24 protein-coding genes and 1 other RNA gene are annotated in these 19,692 nt (G+C 68.6%); 12 read left to right on the forward strand and 13 right to left on the reverse strand.

The window, feature by feature from the left end:
- Positions 1-21: 21 nt before the first annotated feature.
- Positions 22-1,344, forward strand: coding sequence for a dicarboxylate/amino acid:cation symporter (locus tag RMP08_RS00450; protein ID WP_310466972.1), 1,323 nt, complete (start codon positions 22-24; stop codon positions 1,342-1,344).
- Positions 1,341-2,144, forward strand: a complete 804-nt coding sequence (locus tag RMP08_RS00455; RefSeq protein WP_310466973.1) for a TIGR01459 family HAD-type hydrolase — start codon at positions 1,341-1,343, stop codon at positions 2,142-2,144. The genes RMP08_RS00450 and RMP08_RS00455 overlap by 4 nt, the downstream gene beginning before the upstream one ends.
- Here RMP08_RS00455 and RMP08_RS00460 read toward each other — a convergent pair.
- The 4 genes from RMP08_RS00460 to RMP08_RS00475 form a co-directional block, all read right to left on the reverse strand.
- The gene (locus RMP08_RS00460; protein ID WP_310466974.1) at positions 2,141-4,183 is read right to left on the reverse strand and encodes an elongation factor G; all 2,043 of its coding nucleotides are present in this window, start codon (positions 4,181-4,183) and stop codon (positions 2,141-2,143) included. The two genes, RMP08_RS00455 and RMP08_RS00460, sit on opposite strands and share 4 nt — an antisense overlap.
- A 142-nt stretch (positions 4,184-4,325) precedes the next feature.
- The gene (locus RMP08_RS00465; protein ID WP_310466975.1) at positions 4,326-5,153 is read right to left on the reverse strand and encodes an alpha/beta hydrolase-fold protein; all 828 of its coding nucleotides are present in this window, start codon (positions 5,151-5,153) and stop codon (positions 4,326-4,328) included.
- Between the two features lie 44 nt (positions 5,154-5,197).
- Positions 5,198-6,103: an RNA polymerase sigma factor RpoH gene (gene rpoH, locus RMP08_RS00470; protein ID WP_310466976.1), complete on the reverse strand. Its 906-nt coding sequence runs from the start codon at positions 6,101-6,103 to the stop codon at positions 5,198-5,200.
- 57 nt (positions 6,104-6,160) lie between these two features.
- Positions 6,161-7,114 (reverse strand): RluA family pseudouridine synthase, encoded by a 954-nt coding sequence (locus RMP08_RS00475; protein WP_310466977.1) that lies wholly within the window; start codon positions 7,112-7,114, stop codon positions 6,161-6,163.
- 82 nt (positions 7,115-7,196) lie between these two features.
- Between RMP08_RS00475 and RMP08_RS00480 the strand changes: the two genes are divergently transcribed.
- The 9 genes from RMP08_RS00480 (at position 7,197) to RMP08_RS00520 (ending at position 14,801) form a co-directional block, all read left to right on the forward strand.
- Positions 7,197-7,850 (forward strand): histidine phosphotransferase family protein, encoded by a 654-nt coding sequence (locus RMP08_RS00480; RefSeq protein WP_310466978.1) that lies wholly within the window; start codon positions 7,197-7,199, stop codon positions 7,848-7,850.
- Positions 7,851-7,907: 57 nt separating this feature from the next.
- Positions 7,908-10,256, forward strand: coding sequence for a chemotaxis protein CheW (locus RMP08_RS00485; RefSeq protein ID WP_310466979.1), 2,349 nt, complete (start codon positions 7,908-7,910; stop codon positions 10,254-10,256).
- The gene (locus RMP08_RS00490; protein ID WP_310466980.1) at positions 10,253-10,690 is read left to right on the forward strand and encodes a chemotaxis protein CheW; all 438 of its coding nucleotides are present in this window, start codon (positions 10,253-10,255) and stop codon (positions 10,688-10,690) included. The genes RMP08_RS00485 and RMP08_RS00490 overlap by 4 nt, the downstream gene beginning before the upstream one ends.
- A 60-nt stretch (positions 10,691-10,750) precedes the next feature.
- Positions 10,751-11,116, forward strand: coding sequence for a response regulator (locus tag RMP08_RS00495; protein ID WP_310466981.1), 366 nt, complete (start codon positions 10,751-10,753; stop codon positions 11,114-11,116).
- 10 nt (positions 11,117-11,126) lie between these two features.
- Positions 11,127-12,236, forward strand: coding sequence for a chemotaxis-specific protein-glutamate methyltransferase CheB (cheB, locus tag RMP08_RS00500; RefSeq protein ID WP_310466982.1), 1,110 nt, complete (start codon positions 11,127-11,129; stop codon positions 12,234-12,236).
- Positions 12,227-13,087 (forward strand): protein-glutamate O-methyltransferase CheR, encoded by an 861-nt coding sequence (locus RMP08_RS00505; RefSeq protein ID WP_310466983.1) that lies wholly within the window; start codon positions 12,227-12,229, stop codon positions 13,085-13,087. The genes cheB and RMP08_RS00505 overlap by 10 nt, the downstream gene beginning before the upstream one ends.
- 33 nt (positions 13,088-13,120) lie before the next feature.
- A complete protein-coding gene (locus RMP08_RS00510; protein WP_310466984.1) occupies positions 13,121-13,801 on the forward strand; it encodes an N-acetylmuramoyl-L-alanine amidase in 681 nt (226 codons plus the stop codon).
- Positions 13,802-13,817: 16 nt separating this feature from the next.
- An RNA gene (gene rnpB, locus RMP08_RS00515) (RNase P RNA component class A) lies at positions 13,818-14,196 on the forward strand.
- Positions 14,197-14,252: 56 nt separating this feature from the next.
- Positions 14,253-14,801 carry a J domain-containing protein gene (locus RMP08_RS00520; RefSeq protein ID WP_310466985.1) on the forward strand — a complete coding sequence of 183 codons (549 nt, stop codon included), beginning with the start codon at positions 14,253-14,255 and terminating at the stop codon, positions 14,799-14,801.
- On the opposite strand, the gene RMP08_RS00525 is transcribed toward RMP08_RS00520, so the two are convergent.
- From RMP08_RS00525 to pspA, 8 genes are read right to left on the reverse strand one after another with little or no spacing between them, the layout of a single operon-like run.
- Positions 14,785-15,216 (reverse strand): PaaI family thioesterase, encoded by a 432-nt coding sequence (locus RMP08_RS00525; RefSeq protein ID WP_310467023.1) that lies wholly within the window; start codon positions 15,214-15,216, stop codon positions 14,785-14,787. The two genes, RMP08_RS00520 and RMP08_RS00525, sit on opposite strands and share 17 nt — an antisense overlap.
- Complete coding sequence (locus tag RMP08_RS00530) at positions 15,216-15,623, reverse strand: SufE family protein (RefSeq protein WP_310467024.1); 408 nt, start codon at positions 15,621-15,623, stop codon at positions 15,216-15,218. The genes RMP08_RS00525 and RMP08_RS00530 overlap by 1 nt, the downstream gene beginning before the upstream one ends.
- Positions 15,624-15,664: 41 nt before the next feature.
- Positions 15,665-15,904: a hypothetical protein gene (locus tag RMP08_RS00535; RefSeq protein WP_310466986.1), complete on the reverse strand. Its 240-nt coding sequence runs from the start codon at positions 15,902-15,904 to the stop codon at positions 15,665-15,667.
- A complete protein-coding gene (locus RMP08_RS00540; protein ID WP_310466987.1) occupies positions 15,901-16,188 on the reverse strand; it encodes a hypothetical protein in 288 nt (95 codons plus the stop codon). The genes RMP08_RS00535 and RMP08_RS00540 overlap by 4 nt, the downstream gene beginning before the upstream one ends.
- The gene (locus RMP08_RS00545) at positions 16,188-16,511 is read right to left on the reverse strand and encodes a hypothetical protein (RefSeq protein WP_310466988.1); all 324 of its coding nucleotides are present in this window, start codon (positions 16,509-16,511) and stop codon (positions 16,188-16,190) included. Before RMP08_RS00545 ends, RMP08_RS00540 begins: the two co-directional genes overlap by 1 nt.
- 30 nt (positions 16,512-16,541) lie before the next feature.
- Complete coding sequence (gene pspC / locus RMP08_RS00550) at positions 16,542-16,931, reverse strand: envelope stress response membrane protein PspC (RefSeq protein WP_310466989.1); 390 nt, start codon at positions 16,929-16,931, stop codon at positions 16,542-16,544.
- Between the two features lie 3 nt (positions 16,932-16,934).
- The gene (pspB, locus tag RMP08_RS00555; RefSeq protein ID WP_310466990.1) at positions 16,935-17,219 is read right to left on the reverse strand and encodes an envelope stress response membrane protein PspB; all 285 of its coding nucleotides are present in this window, start codon (positions 17,217-17,219) and stop codon (positions 16,935-16,937) included.
- Between the two features lie 6 nt (positions 17,220-17,225).
- A complete protein-coding gene (gene pspA / locus RMP08_RS00560; protein WP_310466992.1) occupies positions 17,226-17,894 on the reverse strand; it encodes a phage shock protein PspA in 669 nt (222 codons plus the stop codon).
- A gap of 185 nt (positions 17,895-18,079) precedes the next feature.
- On the opposite strand from pspA, the gene pspF reads away from it, so the two are divergent.
- A complete protein-coding gene (gene pspF, locus RMP08_RS00565) occupies positions 18,080-19,108 on the forward strand; it encodes a phage shock protein operon transcriptional activator (RefSeq protein ID WP_310466993.1) in 1,029 nt (342 codons plus the stop codon).
- Here pspF and RMP08_RS00570 read toward each other — a convergent pair.
- The gene (locus RMP08_RS00570; RefSeq protein ID WP_310466994.1) at positions 19,105-19,674 is read right to left on the reverse strand and encodes a urate hydroxylase PuuD; all 570 of its coding nucleotides are present in this window, start codon (positions 19,672-19,674) and stop codon (positions 19,105-19,107) included. The genes pspF and RMP08_RS00570 overlap by 4 nt on opposite strands.
- Positions 19,675-19,692 lie beyond the last annotated feature (18 nt).

The following is a 19,692-nucleotide window of genomic DNA, read 5'->3' on the forward strand; positions in this document are numbered from 1 at the left end:
GGCCCGACCACAGGAGCGACGATGCGGGAAGAAAAAGCGCAGAAATTCGGGCTGCAGTACCAGATGCTGGTCGGGTTCGTCGTCGGCCTCACGTTCGGCCTGATCGCCAACGCCACCGCGGGCGATGCGGCATGGGTCAGTTTCCTCACCACCTATGTCACCGGCCCGATCGGCCAATTGTTCCTGCGCCTGCTGTTCATGCTGGTCATCCCTCTGCTGTTCTCGGCGCTAGTGGTCGGAATCGCCGAGATGGGCGACGTCGGCGCCTTGAAGCGCGTCGGCTTGCGCACCTTGGCGTTCACCGTCATCGTCTCGGGCATCGCGGTGGTGCTCGCGCTGGCGTTCACCAACCTCATCCAGCCCGGCGCCGGGGTCGATCCCGTGCTCGCCAACCAACTGCTCGCCGACGCGCGCGAAGGGGCGGGGGCGATCCTGTCAGGCCAGGCGGACAAGCCGCAGGGCGTCAACGCGGTCCTCGCCTTGGTCCCCAACAACGTCATCGCCGCCGCCGCCGACAACGACATCCTCGCGGTGATGGTGTTCGCGCTGATCTTCGGCATCGGGCTGCTGATCACCGATTCCAAGCCCGCCCAGGTCCTGCAGAACTCGATCGAGGGCATCTTTCACGTCTCGATGCGGCTGATCTCGCTGATCATCCGCTTCGCGCCGATCGCGATCGCCTGCTTCATGTTCAACCTCGCGTCGGTGTTCGGTTGGGAGCTGCTGGTCCGCCTCGGCGCCTATGTCGCAGTGGTCCTGCTCGCGCTCGGTACCCACATGTTCATCGTCTATCCGCTGGTGCTCAAGCTGGCCGGCGGAGTGTCGCCGATCGCCTTCTTCCGCAACTCGCAGGAAGCGATCGTGATGGCCTTCTCGACCGCCTCGTCGAACGCCACGCTGCCGACCGCGCTGAGGGTCGCCGAGACGCGGCTCAAGCTGCCGCCGCGGGTGGCGCGCTTCGTGCTGACCATCGGCGCCACCGCCAACCAGAACGGCACCGCGATCTTCGAGGGCGTCACCGTGCTGTTCCTCGCCCAATTCTTCGGGGTCGAGCTAAGCCTCGGCCAGCAGACGCTGGTGCTGCTGGTATGCATCCTCGGCGGGATCGGCACCGCCGGCGTCCCGGCGGGCTCGCTGCCGGTGGTGGCGCTGATCCTCGGCATGATCGGGGTGCCGCCCGAGGGCATCGGGCTGGTGCTCGGGGTCGACCGCTTCCTCGACATGTGCCGCACCAGCCTCAACGTCACCGGCGACCTCGTCTGCGCCACCGTCGTTTCGCGTGGCGAGCCGCATGAAGGCGAGCGCGAGGACCGCATCCCGGGCGTCCCGCCAAAGCCGGTGTGAGCGAACTCGACGCGCTCCCCGCGCACTACCGCCTAATCCTGTGCGACGTGTGGGGCTGCATCCACGACGGCATCCGCCTGCTCCCCGGCGTGGTCGAACGGCTGACCCGGTGGAAAGCCGAGGGCCGCACCGTGTTTCTCGTCACCAACGCCCCGCGCACCGAGGCGACCATCGCCCGCGAGCTCGAGTGGCTCGGCTTGCCGCGCAGTGCGTACGACCGCATCGATTCGAGCGGGGAGGCGGGGATTGACGCCTTGACGTCACTCGGCCGCCCGACCGGCTTCCTCGGCACCGAGGACGACCGCGCCGAGCTCGAGCGGGCAGGGCTGGCGTTCGTCGAAGACTCCGATGCGACCGACATCGCCTGCATCGGCTTCGACGACCACCGCGCCTCGATCGCCGATTATGCCGCCGACCTCGATCGCTGGGCCGCGCGCGGGGTCACGCTGCACTGCCTCAACCCCGACCGCGTGGCGATGGTCGGCGAGATCGCGGTGCCGTGCGCCGGCGCCATCGCCGACGCCTACGAGGAGCGCGGCGGGCGCGTGACCTGGTATGGCAAGCCGCATCCCGCGATCTACCAGCACGTCCTCGCCACCGCCGGTTCGCCCCCGCTCGACAGCGTGGTGGCGATCGGGGACGGGCTGCTGACCGACATGCTTGGCGCGGCGCGCCACGGCATCGCCGCGGTGTTCGTCACCGGCGGCATCCAGCGCGGCGCCGGCATCCCCGCCGATTTCGCGCAGGCGCACGGCCTCGGCGACTGGCGGCCGCTGTTTACCGTGAGTTCGCTCGCCTAGGCCGGTTCGGGCATCCGTTGCTGGACCACCTTGTCGGCCAGCGTCCCGTTCAATTCGGCGAGATGGTCGAACCCCGCCTCATAGCTCGCCAGCCCCTGGCTCTGCGACCTCAGCTCGGCGTCGAGCCCGCCCAGCTCGGCCTCGGGGATCAGCGCGTCGACCCGCTCCCACCCGGTCCAGCCGTCGCGCGGGCCCATCCCGAGCATCTGCCCGCGGCGGCTCGCCACCGCCGAGCTGACCCGGCTCGCCGCGCCCGACGGGCACACCACGCTGAGCTTCTGCACCGGCTCGAGCAAATGCGGCCCGGCCGCGGCCAGCGCCTCGTGCATCGCGATCCGCCCGGCCATGCGGAACGCCAGTTCGCTGCTGTCGACGCTGTGATAGCTGCCGTCGATCAGCGTTACCGCGACATCGACCACGGGGAAGCCGAGCGGCCCCTTGATCATGGCGTCCTTGACGCCCTGCTCGACCGCCGGGATCCATTGCTTGGGGATTGCCCCGCCGTGGATCTTCTCCTCGAACTTGAAGCCTTCGCCGCGCGCCAGCGGGCGGATTTCGATGATCACGTCGCCGAACTGGCCGTGCCCGCCCGACTGCTTCTTGTGGCGGCCTTTCTGGGTGACCGTGCGGCGGATCGATTCGCGGTAGCCGATGGTCGGCGCGTGGCTCTTGACCTCGACCCCGTAGCGCCGCTTCAAGCGCGCGACCACGGTGTTCAAATGCTCGTCGTTGACGCCCTTCAGGCGCATTTCGTGGCTCGCCTCGTCATGCTCGAGCGCGAGCGCGCTATCCTCCTCGAGCAGGCGCTGCAACGCGCTTGACAGCCGCACGTCGTCCTTGCGGTCGGCGGGGGCGATCGCCAGCACGCAGTTGCGCGCCGGATAATCGACCTCGAGCGGCGGCGGCAGCGCGCCCGTGCCGAGCCATTGCCCGGCGCGGGTGCCGTCGACCTTGGCCACCGCGACGACATCGCCGTCGCGCGCTTCGGCGACCTTTTGCGTCTTCTCGCCCTGCGCCTTGAACAGCGCCCCCAGTCGCGCAACCTCGCCGTCGGCGGTCTTGACGTCCGAACCCTCGGCGATGCGCCCGCCGAGCATGCGCGCCAGCGCCAGCCGGCCGACCGAGCCGCCGTGGCTGATCTTGAACACGCCCAAGGCCGGCGCGCTGACCCCGAGGCGCTCCGCCGCCGCCTGCGGGCCGGGCGCTTCGTGGCGCAGCGCTTTCAATAGCCGCCGCACGCCCCACGAGCTGGCCGCCGAGCCGAACAGCACGGGAACGCCGAGGCTTTCGCCGGTCTCGCGCGCCAAATCGGCGAGCACGCGGTCCTGGCTCGGCGCCTGGTCGGTCAGCAATTGCTCGAGCAGTTCGTCGTCATGGTCGGACAATTGCTCGAGCATCTGGTTGCGTGCCTCGGCCTCGCGCTGCTGCAGCTCGGACGGGATCTCGATCCGCTCGGATTCCTTGCCCGGGCGGTATTGGAACGCGCGCTCGAGCGCCAAGTCGACGAAGCCGGTGACCTTGTCGGCGTCGCGGATCGGGATTTGCCGCGCGATCAGCGGCGACACGCTCATCGGCTGCAATGCGCTGAGCAGGTCGCGGATGCGGCCGCGCGCCTGGTCGATGCGGTTGACGAACACGATGTGGGGGATGCCGAGCTCGTCCAAGGTGCGCAGCGCGGGGGCGGCGAGGGGGGCGCGCGCGGGATCGGGGTCGACCACCACGATGGCGAGGTCGGCGAGCGCGATGGCTCGCGCGCCGTCGGCGGCGAAGCCGATCGAGCCGGGGCTGTCGATCAAGGCGAAATCGTCGCCGAGGTAGGAGAAATTATAGAGGTTCAATTCGGTCGAGCCGCCGCGTTGGCGGGCTTCGGGGCTGGCGTCGCCGATGCTCGAGCCGTTCGACGTCGCGCCGAGCCGGTCGCTTGCCCCGGCGGCGAACAGCATCGCCTCGGCCAGGCTGGTCTTTCCCGCGCCGGCCGGCCCGACCAGCGCGATCACTCGAGTGCCCTTGGTTGCTCCGCTTCTTGCAGCATCGGCCATGCGACTCTCCTTCGTCCGGATCCCGGGCGCGCGAGTCGCTTTCGAGTGCGCCTCACGCGCATGTTGAATATTTCACCGTCCGCCGGTTTTGGGGAGATTGCAAGAGTGGCGGGCGCGGCGGCAGTGTCGCGACGCGGGCGGGTCAGCGGGCGTCAGGGGCCGCCGGCTTCCAGTCGAACAGTTTGCGTAGCGCGGACCGATAGGCGGCTGGAAGATCAGCCGCGTGCGTTCCGTCCTTTAGGTCGATGCGCTCGGTGATCATGCCCGTCGAAAGGCGCCTGCCTTGCTCGTCGACCCAGCGGATGGCCTGCTGCCGCGGTTCGGCCGCATTGGCAGTGCCGCTTACGACATAGAGGCGCAGGCCGCTGCGCCGGGGCGGGGTGGGCGGCTCCCACAATTTCTCGCTGTGAAGCCGGAACGACGGGTTGCTCGCAATTCGTCCCCAGAAGGCGTCCGGCCGGTTGAGCGCCGACCACAACACGAACGAGCCGCCGTAGGATTGGCCCACCAGCACCCGCCGCAGCGGGTCGCCGCGGGACGCCGCCTCGACGCGCGGGAATAGCTCGGCCTCGAGGAAGCGGTGGAACGCCTCCGACCTCTCCCCGAAATCCACGTCGCGCTTGTTTATCTTCGGGTCGAATCCGCCATAGGCGATGCCGACCACGATGGCCTCCGGCAGTTTGTCGTCGATCGTCAGGAACAGGTGCTGCGATGCCAGCAACGGGAAGGCGGAATCTCCGTCGAGCAAGTAAACTATCGGATAGCGATGGCCGCGGTCGTCGGCGTACCCCTGCGGATAGCGGATGAAGATATGGTAGGTGAGGCCGGTCGCCGCGGACGCGAGCGGGAAGTAGTCGCCGGCGATCGCGGGCAGATGTACGAGCGGATTAGACGGAGCCGCCGCCGGGCGTGCAACTGCGGTGCCCGTAACAGCGGTCAACAACGCGAGCAGGATTGCGAGCTGACGCATCAGGCTCGCAGCTTAATCCAGCTTTGACCGCTTACGCCAGCCGCTCAAGCGGCCGGCAACAGCTTGCGGTCGCCGGCCAGGCGCAGCAGCGCGGCCTGGAGCTTCTCGAACGCGCGCACCTCGATCTGGCGGATGCGTTCGCGGCTGACGTCATAGACCTGGGACAATTCTTCCAGCGTCTTGGGCTCGTCGGCGAGGCGGCGCTCCATCAATATGTGCTTTTCGCGGTCGTTGAGGCTCTCCAGCGCGTCCATCAGCAAATCGTGGCGGACCTGGCTTTCCTCGGCGTCGGCGATGCTCTCGTCCTGCAGCGGGCCGGTGTCGACGAGGAAGTCCTGCCACTGGCTTTCGCCCTCGCTGTCACGCAGCGGGGCATTGAGCGAGGTGTCGCCGCCCATGCCCATGCGGCGGTTCATCGAGATCACTTCGTCCTCGGTGACGCCGAGGTCGGTGGCGATCTTGGTGACGTCGGCTGGCTTGAGGTCGCCTTCCTCGAAGGCGTCGATCTGGTTCTTCATCCGGCGCAGGTTGAAGAACAGCTTTTTCTGCGCCGCGGTGGTGCCCATTTTGACCAGCGACCACGAGCGCAGGATGAATTCCTGGATCGAGGCGCGGATCCACCACATCGCGTAGGTGGCGAGGCGGAAGCCGCGGTCGGGCTCGAACTTCTTGACCCCCTGCATCAGGCCGATGTTGCCCTCGGAGATCAGCTCGCTGACGGGGAGGCCGTAGCCGCGGTAGCCCATCGCGATCTTGGCGACGAGGCGCAGGTGCGAGTTGACCAATTTGGCCGCGGCATCGGTGTCCTCATGCTCGCGCCAGCGCTTGGCCAGCATATATTCCTCCTCCGGGGCGAGGATCGGGAATTTCTTGATTTCGCTCAGATAGCGGTTGAGGCCGGCCTCGCCGCCCGAGGCGGGGATCGAAACGAGGCGTTTTTGCTGTGCCATGATCCTGCGTATTCTCCATGCGCCGGGCGCTGCTTAAGCGCCGTAGCGTTTCAAAACCTATACACCAAGCGCGCTGAACAGTTCCTGCATATCGGGCGGCATCGGGCTGGTGAACGCGAGATGCTGCTTGGTCGCGGGATGGATGAAGCCGAGCGCGGCGGCATGCAGCGCCTGGCGATGAAAGCCGAGCGATTTCAGTATCTCGCGGTGAGTCTTTCCGGCGCGGCCGTAAACCGGGTCGCCGAGCAGGGGATGGCCGATCGAGGCCATGTGGACGCGCACCTGGTGGGTGCGGCCGGTTTCCAGGGCGCATTCGACCAGCGCCGCATCCTTGAGCGTTTCGAGGCTTTTCCAGTGGGTTACCGCCCGCTTGCCGCGGCTGCCCTCGACGATCGCAATTTTCTTTCGGTTGCTCGCCGAGCGGGCGAGGGGGGCATCGACTTTTCCTTCGCGCGTTCGCGGCACGCCCGAGACGATCGCGAGGTAGCGGCGGTCGATACTGTGGGCGGCGAACTGCTTGGCGAGGCCGGCGTGGGTGACGTCGGTCTTGGCCACCACCAGCAGTCCCGAGGTGTCCTTGTCGATGCGGTGGACGATGCCGGGGCGCGCGACCCCGCCGATGCCCGACAGGCTGGCGCCGCAATGGTGGAGCAAAGCGTTCACCAAGGTGCCGTCGAAATTGCCCGCGGCGGGGTGGACCACCAGCCCGGCGGGCTTGTCGACCACCAGCAAATGCTCGTCCTCGAACGCGATGGTCAGCGGGATGTCCTGCGCCTGGTTGTGCGCGGGGGTGGGCTGGGGGACAGCGAGGCGGAACTGCTCGCCGCCGCGGACCTTGACCGCGGGATCGCGTAGCGCGGTGCCATTGGCGTCGAGCGCGCCGGACTTGATGAGGACCTTGAGGCGCTCGCGCGACAGCGTCGGCAGCGCCGCGGCGAGCGCGCGGTCAAGCCGCCACCCGGCCCAGGCCGGCTCGAGCGCCACGTCGACGAAATGATGCCCCCCGGCCATTGCTGGGAATATGGGCGCGCATTCAGGCGGTTCAAGCGGTGGCCGCCTTGCCTCGTCCGGGGTTTTTGCCCATCACGCCGCGATGACCAGCCCGACCTCCGCCGCCGACTTCGCCAGCCTGCTGTGCTCGCGCCTGTGCCATGACCTGATGTCGCCGGTCGGCGCGCTCAACAACGGGGTCGAATTGCTCGCCGACGAGAGCGACCCCGACATGCGCGAGCAATGCATGGCGCTGCTCGCCGACAGCGCGCGGACCACCGCCAACAAACTGAAATTCTTCCGCCTGGCATTCGGCGCCGCGGGCGGGTTCGGCGACAGCGTCGACACCAGCGAGGCGCGCGCCGCGCTGGAAGGGCTGTTCGGCGCCGAAAAGCGCCTCGAGCTGGGCTGGATGGTGGCCGAAGACCGGATGCCAAAGGGCGCGATCAAGCTGCTGCTCAACTTGGCCTTGATCGCCGGAGATGCGCTGGTGCGCGGCGGGCGGCTTGATGTCGGCGCCGAGCGCACCGGCGGGGGGCTCGAGCTGGTGATCCGCGCCGAGGGGCCGCGCGTGCTGCTCGACCCCAACCTCCGCGCGACCTTGACCGACGGCCTGCCCGACGGCCCGGCCGAAGCGCGCGTTGCCGGCGCCTGGCTCGCCCACAGCCTGGCCGCCGAGGCCGGCGCGACAATCCAGCTGTCCCCGCCCAACGAAGAGCTGCTGATGATCGGCGCCACGCTGCCGGGTCACGGATAACGGCGCGTTAACACCTCGCGGCCATAAGCGACCCCTTGCAGGGGAAGCCGGGCGCCGATGGACGATTTGATTGCCGATTTCGTAGCCGAATGCCGCGAGATGCTCGAAGCGCTCGGCGGCGAGATCGTGGCGTGGGAGGCCGCGCCCGACGACCGCGCCCGCCTCGACAGCATTTTCCGCTTCGTCCACACCGTCAAAGGCAATTGCGGCTTCTTCGATTTCCCGCGCCTGGAAGCGCTCAGTCACGCCGCCGAGGATGCGCTGGCCGATGTCCGCGCCGGTCGCCGCCGGTCCGACGCGCCGCTGGTCAGCGCGGTTCTCGCGGTGATCGACCGCATTGGTGAAATGATCGCCGCGATCGATGCCGGCGAAGAGTTTCGCGACGGCGGTGACGATGCCCTGATCGCCGCGCTCGCGCCGGGCGCGGAAACAGCGGCGGCACCGGTCGCCGCCACGCTCGCCGAAGCCAATGGCAAGGCCGCCGCGGCGCCGCGCACGATCCGCCTTTCGGTCGAGCTGCTCGACCGCGTGATGAGCGGCGTGTCCGACATGGTGCTGGCGCGCAACGAGCTCGCCCGCCGCCTGCGCGAATCGCCCACCGACGTGCCGATCGACGGCGCCTTCGAGCGACTGTCGGGGATCATCGCCGAGATGCGCGATGCGATCACCCGCACCCGCATGCAGCGCATCGAGAATTTGTTCGTCGCGCTGCCGCGCATGGTGCGCGACCTGTCGGCCGAACTGGGCAAGCAGGTGCTGGTCGATATCGATGGCGGCGACGTCGAGCTCGACCGCGAGATGATTGAGATGATCCGCGATCCCCTGACCCACATCATCCGCAACGCGGTCGACCACGGCATCGAGCTGCCGGCCGAGCGATTGAAGGCGGGCAAGCGCGAAATCGGCATTCTCGCGGTGTCCGCGCGCCAGTCCGGCAACCAAATCCTGATCGACATCGCAGACGACGGCCGCGGCATCGATGGCCACAAGCTGGTCGAGAAAGCGCTCGCCGCCGGGCTGCTCGACAGCGAGGCCGCCGCCGCGCTTGCCCCGCGCGACCAGCTCGCGCTGGTGTTCGAGGCCGGCTTGTCGACCGCCAAGCAAGTCACCTCGATCTCCGGCCGCGGGGTCGGCATGGATGTCGTGCGCTCCAACGTCGAGCGCATCGGCGGCATCGTCGAGGTCGACAGCCGCCCCGGCGAAGGCACCCGCATGACCCTGCGCGTGCCGCTGACGCTGACCATCATCCCCGCGCTGACGGTGTCGATCGGCGCCCAGCATTTCGCGATTCCGCGCTCGGCGATCGAGGAGATCGTCCGCGCCAACGGCGAGTCCGTCACCCTCGAGCAAGTCGGCGGGGCAGGGGTCGCGACGATCCGCGGCCGCCGCGTCCCCGAAGTCGCGCTGGCCGACATCCTCGGCCTCGACAGCGCACTGGCCGACGACGAGCGCACGCTGATCGTGCTGCGCCCGGCGGGCGGCGATGTTTATGCCCTCGCGGTCGACAAGATCCACGACCATGAGGAGCTGGTGGTCAAGCCCGCCGCGCCGGCGGTGATGGCGACCGGGCTGTACGCCGGCACCACGCTGGCCGACGACGGCAGCCCGATCCTGCTGTTCGACCCCGCCGGGCTGGCGCTGGTCGGCGGCGTCAAGCTCGAAGCGCAGGAACGCGCCGCGCGGATCGTCGAGGACCTCGATTTCGCCCCGGTCGCAGCGGCCACCCCGGTCCTGCTGTTCCGCGGCCTCGACGGTGGCCGCCGCGCGCTGCGGCTGGCGGTCGTCGACCGCATCGAAGAGGTCCCCGCCGCGGCGATCAAGCCCGGTGCCGGGCAACTCCGCGTCCAGCTCGGCTCGACCATCCTGCCGCTCGGCGGGACCGCCGGTCCGCTGCCGGACGGCAAGGTGCGCCTGTTCCGCCTCAACGACGGGGTGCAGGAAATCGCTTATGCGTTCGCCGAGGTGATCGACCTCGCCGCGATCGAGCATGACGTCATTTCCGCGGAGTGCCCGGGCGAGGTCAGCGGCGTGACCCTGATCGCCGGCGAGCCGGCCGAGCTGCTCGACGCCCATTGGCTGTTCGCCCATTTCGCCGGCCCGGCCGCGCCGGCCGCGGCGGACCGCTTGGTGTGCCGCCTGCCGGGCGGCGACCCGTGGATGCAGAACATGCTGCGGCCGATCGTCGAGGCGGCCGGGTACCGCGTGGTCGACGAGAGCGACAAATGCGACGCGGACCTGGTCATCACCGCCGAAGGCAGCAAGGCGACCAAGGCCAAGGGCGGCAAGACCATCGTCTTGCGCGCCGAGCCGGACGCCGCCGGCGCCAAGGACAACAGCATCTACCGCTACGACCGAGCGGGCCTGCTGATGGCGCTCAAGGCGGCCGGCGCGGGGAGGGGACGATGAGCGACTTGTTGCTGGTCGTGACGATCGCCGGGGAGCGCGTCGCGCTGCCCGCCGCCGCGGTCGAATCGGTGGTCGAGCTCGATACATTGATCCCGGTGCCGCGCGCCGCCCCGCATATCGCCGGGCTGTCGGCGTTGCGCAGCCGGGTGCTCACCGTGGTCGACTGCAGGCGCTCGCTGGAGCTCGGCGCAAGCGACCGCCCGAGCGGCATCCGCGAGGCCGCGGTGGTCGAGATCGACGGCCATCATTACGCGCTGATCGTGGACGTGGTCGAAGACGTGGTGGAGGCGCTGTCCGACCCGGTCCCGGTGCGCGCGGCGATGGCCCCCGGGTGGGAGCGCGCGTCGGCCGGCATGGTCGAGACCGAAAGTGGGCCGCTGCTGCTGGTCGATGTCGCGGCGCTGGTCAGCGGCGCCGAGGCCAAGGCGGCTTAAGCTCTTCGTTACTGTTGCCATCTATAGCCTCAGGCCAAGCCAAGCGGGAATATGAGAAGCATGAAAACCTGTCTGATCGTCGACGACTCCAAGGTCATTCGCAAAGTCGCCCGCCACATCCTCGAAACGCACGAATTCGAAGTCGAGGAAGCCGGTGACGGGCGCGAGGCGCTGACCCGCTGCGAAGCCCGGATGCCCGACGTCGTCCTGCTCGACAGGAACATGCCGGTGATGAGCGGAATGGAATTCCTCCGCCTGCTCCGCCAGCGGGGCCACAACGACCAGCCCAAGGTCGTGTTCTGCACCACCGAGAACGACATGGCGCACATCCGCGCCGCGCTCGAGGCGGGGGCCGACGAATATGTCATGAAGCCGTTCGACCGCGAGACGCTGCACATCAAGCTTCAGCTCGTCGGCGTCGCCTGAGCCCCCCGGCATGGAGCGGGCGCTCGCCACGACGCGGGACCCACGAGGACCACCCCGCCGCAATCACCGCCGCATCCGGCTGATGGTGGTCGACGATTCGATCGTCGCCCGCGCCGTGCTGTCGCGGATGATCGAAACCGACGACTGCTTCGAGATCGCCGCCGTCGCGGCCAGCGCCGAGGATGCGCTCGACGCATTGCGGACGGTGCGCGTCGACACCATCCTGCTCGACCTCGAGATGCCTGGCGTTGGTGGCCTCAAGTCAATTCCGAAAATTCTCGCCGCGGCGGGCGGGGCGCGGGTGATGATCGTGTCGAGCCTCGCCAACGAGGGCGCCGAGCATACCGTCGCCGCGCTCGCGCTGGGTGCGACCGATGCCTTGCCCAAGCCAGGCACCGGCCGCTTCCATGGCCGGTTCTCGGAGGTCCTGATCGCGCGCCTCAAGGCGCTCGGTTTCGCCGATGACGTCGCCGCGCCGGAGCCGCAGGTCATGGCGCCGTATCGCGGCGGGCCGCTGCGCGCGATGCCGTCCGACCCGCTCGCCTTGCTCGCGATCGGCGCTTCGACCGGCGGCATTCACGCGCTCAACGGCCTGTTCAAGGCGCTGCCGGCGCGGATCGGCGTGCCGATCCTGGTCACCCAGCACCTTCCCACCCCGTTCATGCCGGTGTTCGCGCGGCAATTGGCGATGACCGCCAAGCGCGAGGCGGTGGTTGCCGAGGACGGCATGCTGCTCGCCCCCGACCGCATCGTGATTGCCCCCGGCGACGCCCATTTGACGGTGGTGGCAGCCGGCGACGGCGCCGCGGTGCGGCTGACCCACGATCCCGCGCTGAGCGGGTGCATGCCGTCGGTCGATCCGATGCTCGAATCGGCCGGCGCGCTGTACGGCGCGGGCGCGATGGGCGTGGTGCTGACCGGCATGGGCCGCGACGGCGTCCACGGCGCCGCGCGGCTGGTCGCCGCGGGCGGCGCGGTGCTCGCCCAGGACGAAGCCAGTTGCGCGGTGTGGGGCATGCCGCGCGCGGTGCTCGACGCCGGCCTCGCCTGCGCGGCCTTGCCGCCGGACAAATTGGGCCGCCGCATCGCATCGCGCACGGAAGATTTCACGTGCAGGTAAGCGACAGCTCGAGCCGCATCCTCGCCGGTCTCCTCGAAGCCCGCACCGGACAACAACTGACCTTGAGCCGCCGCTGGCGGATCGAGACCGCATTGTCGTCGCTGTTGCGGGCACGCGGCATCGCCACCCTCGACGAACTGATCACCATCCTCGTCATGGGCAGCGAGCCGGGCCTGTCGAGCGAGGTGGTCGAGGCGCTGCTCAACAACGAGACCTATTTCTTCCGCGACCGCGCCCCGTTCGACCTCATCGCGCGCCACGCGCTGCCGGTGCTGGCCGAGCGGCGCAAGGCGGCCAAGCGCATCCGCATCTGGTCGGCCGGCTGCTCGACCGGGCAGGAGGCCTATTCGCTGGCGATGCTGTTCGCCGAGGACGCCGCGGCGTGGCGCGGGTGGACCATCGACATCCTCGGCACCGATGTCTCGGGCGCGGCGATCGACCGCGCGCGCTCGGGGTCGTACACCCAGTTCGAGGTCCAGCGCGGGCTCGGCATCCAGCAGACCATCCGCTGGTTCGAGGAAACCGGCGACGCCTGGCGCGCGGTCGAGGCGGTGCGCCGCCCGGTGCGCTTCCAAGTCCACAATCTGCTCGAGCCGCCGCCGCACCCGGGCGACTTCGACATCGTGCTGTGCCGCAACGTTTTGCTTTACCTGTGCGCCGAGAAGAAGGCGCTGGCGTTCGACCGGCTGGCGTCGGCGATGGCGCCCGATGGGTGGCTGATGCTCGGCGCCGGCGAGACTGTCATCGGCCAGACCGACCGGCTGGTTTCGGACAGCGCGGCGCGCGGCTTTTACCGGCTCAGCGACCCCGCCGCCGAGACACCGCGGCCGCGCGCCGCGCGGGGGGCTTGACCTCGCGCCCAAGCTGGTGCGCCATGCGCGGCGATGGACATGATCGAGCGCCCTTCGCCCAATTTCGACGAGCGCAAGCTGCCGGTGTCGATGATCGTCCTTCATTACACGGGCATGCCGACGGCCGAGGCCGCGCTCGACCGGCTGACCTCGCCCGAAGCCAAGGTGTCGGCGCATTATTGCGTCGACGAGGACGGCACGATCACCCGCCTGGTCGATGAGGAACATCGCGCGTGGCACGCCGGCAAGGCACGCTGGCGCGGCACCTCGGACGTCAATTCGGCGAGCGTCGGGATCGAGATCGTCAACCCCGGCCACGAGTTCGGCTACCGCTTGTTCCCCGACGAGCAGATCGCCGCCTTGATCCCGCTGGTGGCGCGGATCAAGGAGCGCCACGGCATCAGCCGCGGCAATGTCGTCGGCCATTCGGATGTCGCTCCGGCGCGCAAGGAAGACCCCGGCGAGCTGTTCCCGTGGGAGGCGCTGGCGCGGCGTCGGCTGGCGCTGCCGAGCCCGACCCGCGACCTGATCGACCCGTTCTGGACCGACGCCGCCTTCCTCCTCGCGCTCGAGCGCTTCGGCTACGACCTCGCCGAGCCCGACAAAGCGGTGATCGCGTTCCAGCGCCGCTTCCGCCCCGACCTGATCGACGGCATCATCGACGGCGAGTGCCGGGCGAAACTGCTCGCGCTCTTGCTGCCGCGCCCGCAATAACCGATATGTGCCGACGTCAGAGGGCCGGGCGGCCGCGTCGGGGAAACTCGCCGAGGAAAGTCCGGGCTCCACGGAACGACGGTGCCGGGTAACGCCCGGCGGGGCCGCGGCTTTCGGGTCACGGCTTCAGGGACAGTGCCACAGAAAGCGATCCGCCGGTCTTCGGGCCGGTCACGGCGAACGGGTGCGGCAAGAGCGCACCGCGGGTCCGGCAACGGCCCCGGCACGGCAAACCCCACCGGGTGCAAGACCGAATAGGGGTGGCATACGGGCCTGTTCCGGCTCGCCGCCCGGGTTGGTCGCTGGAGGGGCGGAGCAATCCGCCTCCTAGAGGAATGGTCGCCCATCTCCCGCGAGGGGGAGGACAGAACCCGGCTTACAGGCCCTCTGACATTTTCTTTCGTCGCGCGGCACTGGCGGATACTCCGCCGCGTCCCTAGGTTCGGATGGTATGGCGAAGCAGAAACGATCGGACGACTGGGGGTTCCCGCGCTGGCGGCCGTACGGCAAGTCGCGCGACGCCGCGCGCATCCGGCTGTGCGACCGCCACGGCTGCACCAATCCCGGCGACCGCCCCGCGCCCAAGGCGCCCAACAGCCCCGAGCGCTGGTATTTCTGCGAGAGCCACGCCGCCGAATACAACAAGGGCTGGGATTATTTCGCCGGGCTCGACCCGGCGTCGGCCGCGGCGCGCGAGGCAGACGAGGCGCGTGACGCGTCGGGGTTCCGCCAATCGCCGCACTGGGGCTGGGGCGGGCCGGGCGACGGCAGCCGCAGCCGCGACGAGATGCGTGCATTGGATGCGCTCGAGCTCGACGCCGATGCCGACTTCACCGCGGTCAAGGCCGCCTATCGCCGCCTGGCCAAGGCCAACCACCCCGACTTGAAGCCGGGCGACGCCGAATCGGCCAAGCGCTTCCAGCAGATCCAGGCCGCGTACGACGTCCTGCGCAAGGCCGACGAGCGGCAGCGCGAGACCGCCGCTAGGCGCGGAGCATGAAGGTGCCCGAGCTGTAGGCGATCGGCCGCGCCGGGTCGCCGCCGTGGGCGACCCCGCGCACGAACGCGACCTGACGGGTCAATTTTACGCACTCGCAGCGCGCGAACACCGTCTCGCCCTTCACCGCCGGGCGGAGGTAGTCGATCCTGAGGTCGATGGTGACGATCGGCTCGAAACGGCCGAGGCTGGTCCACACCGCACAACCGCTGGCGGTGTCGATCAGGCTGACCACCGCGCCGGTTGCCAGCACACCGGTGGCGGGGGCGCCGACCAGCTCGGCGCGCCACGGCAGGCGGAGCTCGGTCCAGTCGGGGCCGGCGGCAACGAACTCCATGCCGAGCGCGCGGCCGTGGCCGATCTGGCGCGCAAGCTGAAAGAAGCGTTCGACGTCGAACCCGGCGGCAGTTTCGACCATCACGCGGCCAGCCGCTGCGCGGTCTGCCGGACCAGCGCGATCATGTTCGGCACGCCCTGGGTGCGGTTGGCGCTGAGGTGCCGCGCCAGCTCGAAGCGGGCGAGCGCGGCGGCGACATCCATGTCGGCGACCTCGGCCGCGGGCTTATCCTGCACTGCCGCCAGCACCAGCGCGACCACGCCCTTGGTAATCGCGGCATTGCTGACGGCGAGGAAATGGAGGCGGCCGTCGGGGGTCACGGTGGGATAGACCCACACCGAGGCGGAGCAGCCGCGCACCTTGGTCGCCTCGGTCTTGAGCGCCTCGGGCATCGGCTCGAGCAGGCGGCCGAGGTCGATCAGCTGGCGATAGCGGTCCTCGCCGTCGAGCAGCTCATATTCGTCGAAAATGTCGTCAAGGGAGGGCAGGGCCGTCATCGCGCCCGCCTAGCAGGCAGCCCGCTGCGCTTCTAGCGGTCGCGCAGCTCCTCGATCTCTCGCGCCAGGCTGTTTTCCTTGTCGGTGGCGATCCGCTCGAGCACGTGCAGCCGCTCCTTCAACTGCTTGACCTCGTCCTTGAGGCGAAGCGTCTCGGCCTGCTCGACCGGGTCGATGTCGCGCAGTCGGCGGCGGTGCGAGTATTTCGCCCGCAGCACCGACGCGATCATCACCGCGACGACGATGATCGCGACCATTTCAAACGGGTTCATTGCACTTTCTCTCCGGTCTCGATGCGGGGCGCGTCACGCAGCGCCTCGATCTGGGCTGCGGTCTGCGCGCCGCCGTCGGTGACGATCTGCTCGAGGACCCGCACGCGTTGCTCGAGGTCGTGGCTGCGCGACGCATATTGCGCGGCTTTCTCCGCGGCCATGCCGGCCTCAACCTCCAGTTTCTTCTCACGCAGCCGGAAGTACCGGTTGGCGATAATCATCAACAGAATCACCGGCAGGCCGACGACGATCAGCGCGATGAAGACGTTGGCGGGACCGTCCATTACGCATTGCCTCCCTTGTCGAACGTCAGCGAGTCGATCTCGCGCGCCAGCCGCGACGGCTGGTCGGTGACGATCCGCTCGATGGTTTCGAGGCGATCTTTGACAGCCCCCAGCTCGGCCCGCAACTGCGCGTTCTCGCCGGTCAAAAGCTTGATCCGCTCGATCGATTCCTTGTCGCTGCTGGGGTGGATCGGAATCCCCCACGAGCTCTCCAGCGGGTAGCCGTGCTTGACCCTCAGCCAGGTCGTGATGACCCAGCCGACGACCGCGCAAATCCCGATGATCGCGGCCACCGGCGCGAATGTTTCAAATGGAAATTCCATACGTTCCCCCAGATACTTGGGTTGATGCGCCTAGCGCAATTGCTCGATTTCGCGCGCCAGCGTGCGGTTTTCGGTGGTGACGTAGCTCTCGATGTCGGCCAAGCGGCGGTCGATGTCGCGCATGCGGCTGCGGATGTCGCGCGCGGTGCGCGCCGGCGAGGCGCGCACGCTCTGCCAGAACTGCTGCTGCTCGCGGTCCTCGACGGCCAGCTCGCGCGGCTTCTTGTCGGCCACCCAGCCGGTGATGAAATAGAGCGGGAGGATGGCCAGGCTGCTCATCAGGATCGCGGCGACCATCATCACCCGGATCAACGTCACGTCGAACCCGGTGTAGTCGGCGATCCCCGAGCACACGCCCATGATCTTGCCGTTGTGCTTGTCGAGGTAGAATTTGGTCCGGCTCGGCGGTTGCGTCGACATCGGTCAGTCCCTCTCGCTGAGGAGGCGCTGGCCGGCGCCCTCGCCGGGCAGGCAGTTCTGACGCCAGTTGGGGTTTTCGGCGGTCATGATGCGCTCGATCGTGCACAGCCGGTCGTCGAGCCGGCGCGCGGCGTCATGCAGCTCGTCGAGCAATTTCTCGTCCGATCCGGTCAGCGTGGCGGCGGTTTTCCATTTGGTGACGTAGTGGAAAATCAACCACGGCAGCCCGATGAACAATGTGATGATGGCGAGCCCGCCGATCAGCATGCCCATGAATTCTTCGGCCATAAACTTCTATTCCCCCTTGGCGGCGCGGGCCGCTTTCATGGCTTCCAGCTCGGCGTCGACTTTTTCCGACGATTTGAGCTCGGCGATCTCTTCTTCGAGGCTCTTCGGCCCGGTCATCCCCAGCGCGTCGGCGCGGCCCTCGGCGAAGTCGGCGCGGCGCTCGAGGATCTCGAAGCGCGAGAAGGCGTCCTCGGTGCGGCTGCCGTTCATCACTTCGCGCGCCCGGGCCCGCGTCACCGCGCTCTCGAGGCGGACGCTGACCGCATTCTGCTTGGCGCGCGCCTCGCGCAGCTTGCCCTGCAGCTTGGCGATGTCGATCTCGTAGCTCTTGAGGGTGTCGGCGATGACCGCGATCTCCTCCTTGAGCCCGGCCGCCATGTCGGCCGCCTTCTGGCGCTCGACCAGCGCCGCCTTGGCGAGGTCCTCGCGGTCCTTGGACAAGGCCAGCTCGGCCTTCTCGGTCCAGCTCGCCTGCAGTTCCTCGAGCCGCGCCAGATGGCGGCGCATTTCCTTGCCGTCGGCGATCGAGCGCGCGGCCGAGGCGCGCACCTCGACCAACGTCTCTTCCATCTCGAGGATGATCATGCGGATCATCCGCGCCGGGTCCTCGGCACGGTCGAGCAATTCGGTCATGTTCGCCGCGAAAATGTCGCGTGTGCGGCTGAAGATACCCATTCTAATACTCCGGTCGTCGTAATCAGGGCCCTGTACGCCATTTCCTATTCAAGAGCCGTGCCAGCCTTCAGGGAGCGACGGAATTCCGGCAAAACCCCGTTCTTCCGCCGCTTAGATGACCGAAATATCTTGCCAAGAGGTGGGGTTTACCACCAACTGTCGGTCAGATTTTTGAGCGGGACGCGATGGAGCGGGGCAATCAGTTCGTCGGGCAAAGCCTGGCCTTTCTCGACGCGGTCGAGCGCGCGAGCCGCGCCGCGCCACTCAACCGCCCGGTATTGGTGATCGGCGAGCGCGGGACGGGCAAGGAATTGATCGCCGAGCGGCTGCACCATCTGTCGGGGCGCTGGGCCGGGCCGCTGGTGGCGATGAACTGCGCCGCGCTCCCCGAAAATCTGATCGAGGCCGAGCTGTTTGGGCACGAGGCGGGCAGCTTTACCGGCGCCGCCAAGACTCGCCACGGGCGCTTCGAGGAGGCCGACGGCGGCACCTTGTTTCTCGACGAATTGGCGACCTTGTCGTCGCCCGCGCAGGACCGCCTGCTGCGCGCGGTCGAATATGGCGAGGTGACGCGGATCGGCGCGTCCAAGCCGATCAACGTCGACGTGCGGATCGTCGCCGCCACCAACGAGAATTTGCCGGGGCTGGTCGACCGCGGCAAGTTCCGCGCCGATCTGCTCGACCGGCTGTCGTTCGAGGTGGTGACGCTGCCCCCGCTGCGCGCGCGGAGCGGCGACGTGCCGCTGCTGATCGACCATTTCGGGCGGCGCATGGCGGTCGAGCTCGAATGGAACAACTGGCCCGGTTTCTCCGACCGCGCCCTGGCCGACCTCGAGGCCTATCCGTGGCCGGGCAATGTGCGCGAATTGCGCAATGTGGTCGAACGCGCGGTGTATCGCGCCGAAGACCCCGAGCGCCCGATCGACCAGATCCAGTTCGACCCGTTCGCGTCGCCGTGGGCACCAGCGTCCGGCGGGTTCGTGCCGTCGGCCGAGCCGGCGGCGGCGACCGAAGCCGCGCTCCTGCCGCCCGCTGCTGGCGAGCTGGCGAGCGATTTCCGCGGCGCCGTCACCGCTTACGAGCGGTCGCTGCTGGAGGACGCGCTGGCGCGCAACCGTTTCAACCAGCGCGCCACCGCCGCCGCGCTCGGCCTCAGCTACGACCAGCTGCGCCATGCGCTGAAGCGCCACAGGCTGCAGGATAGCGCAGCCTAGCTTCCAAGCGTCTGGTAGGTCGCCATCGCGTACAGCATCGGGATCGACAGCGCGGTGTTGGTGCGCGAGGCGAGCATCGCGGTGCGCGCCGACTTAGCCTTGGACGCATCGTCGGCCTCGACCAGGCCGAGCGCGCGCTGCTGGTTGGGCCAGATGATGAACCACACGTTGAACGCCATGATCAGCGCCAGCCACATGCCGATCCCGATCAGCTCGAAGCCGTCCTGCAGGGTCAGCGCCTCGACCAGGTAGTTCTTGACCCACGCGAGCAGTGCGCCGGTCAGCACGGTGAAGGCGGCGCCCCAGCGGAAATAGAACAGAGCGTTGGGGGCGATATGCTTGCTTACCGCGGGTTTCAGCTCGGCGGGGATCGCCGGCATGGTCGGGATCTGCACGAAGTTGAAATAGTAGAGCAGGCCGATCCACACGACCCCGAAGAACACGTGGAGCCAGCGCAGCACCGCCTCGGCGCTGATGATCTCGGCGTGAACCCCGGCCATCAGCGCCAGCGCCAGCGCCAGCCCGATACCCAAAGTGATGTTCAGATTCTCGAGCAGCTTGCCCATGTCATTGTCCCCTGTTCG

This window comes from Sphingomonas sp. (assembly GCF_031426035.1).
Classification (GTDB): Bacteria; Pseudomonadota; Alphaproteobacteria; order Sphingomonadales; family Sphingomonadaceae; genus Sphingomicrobium.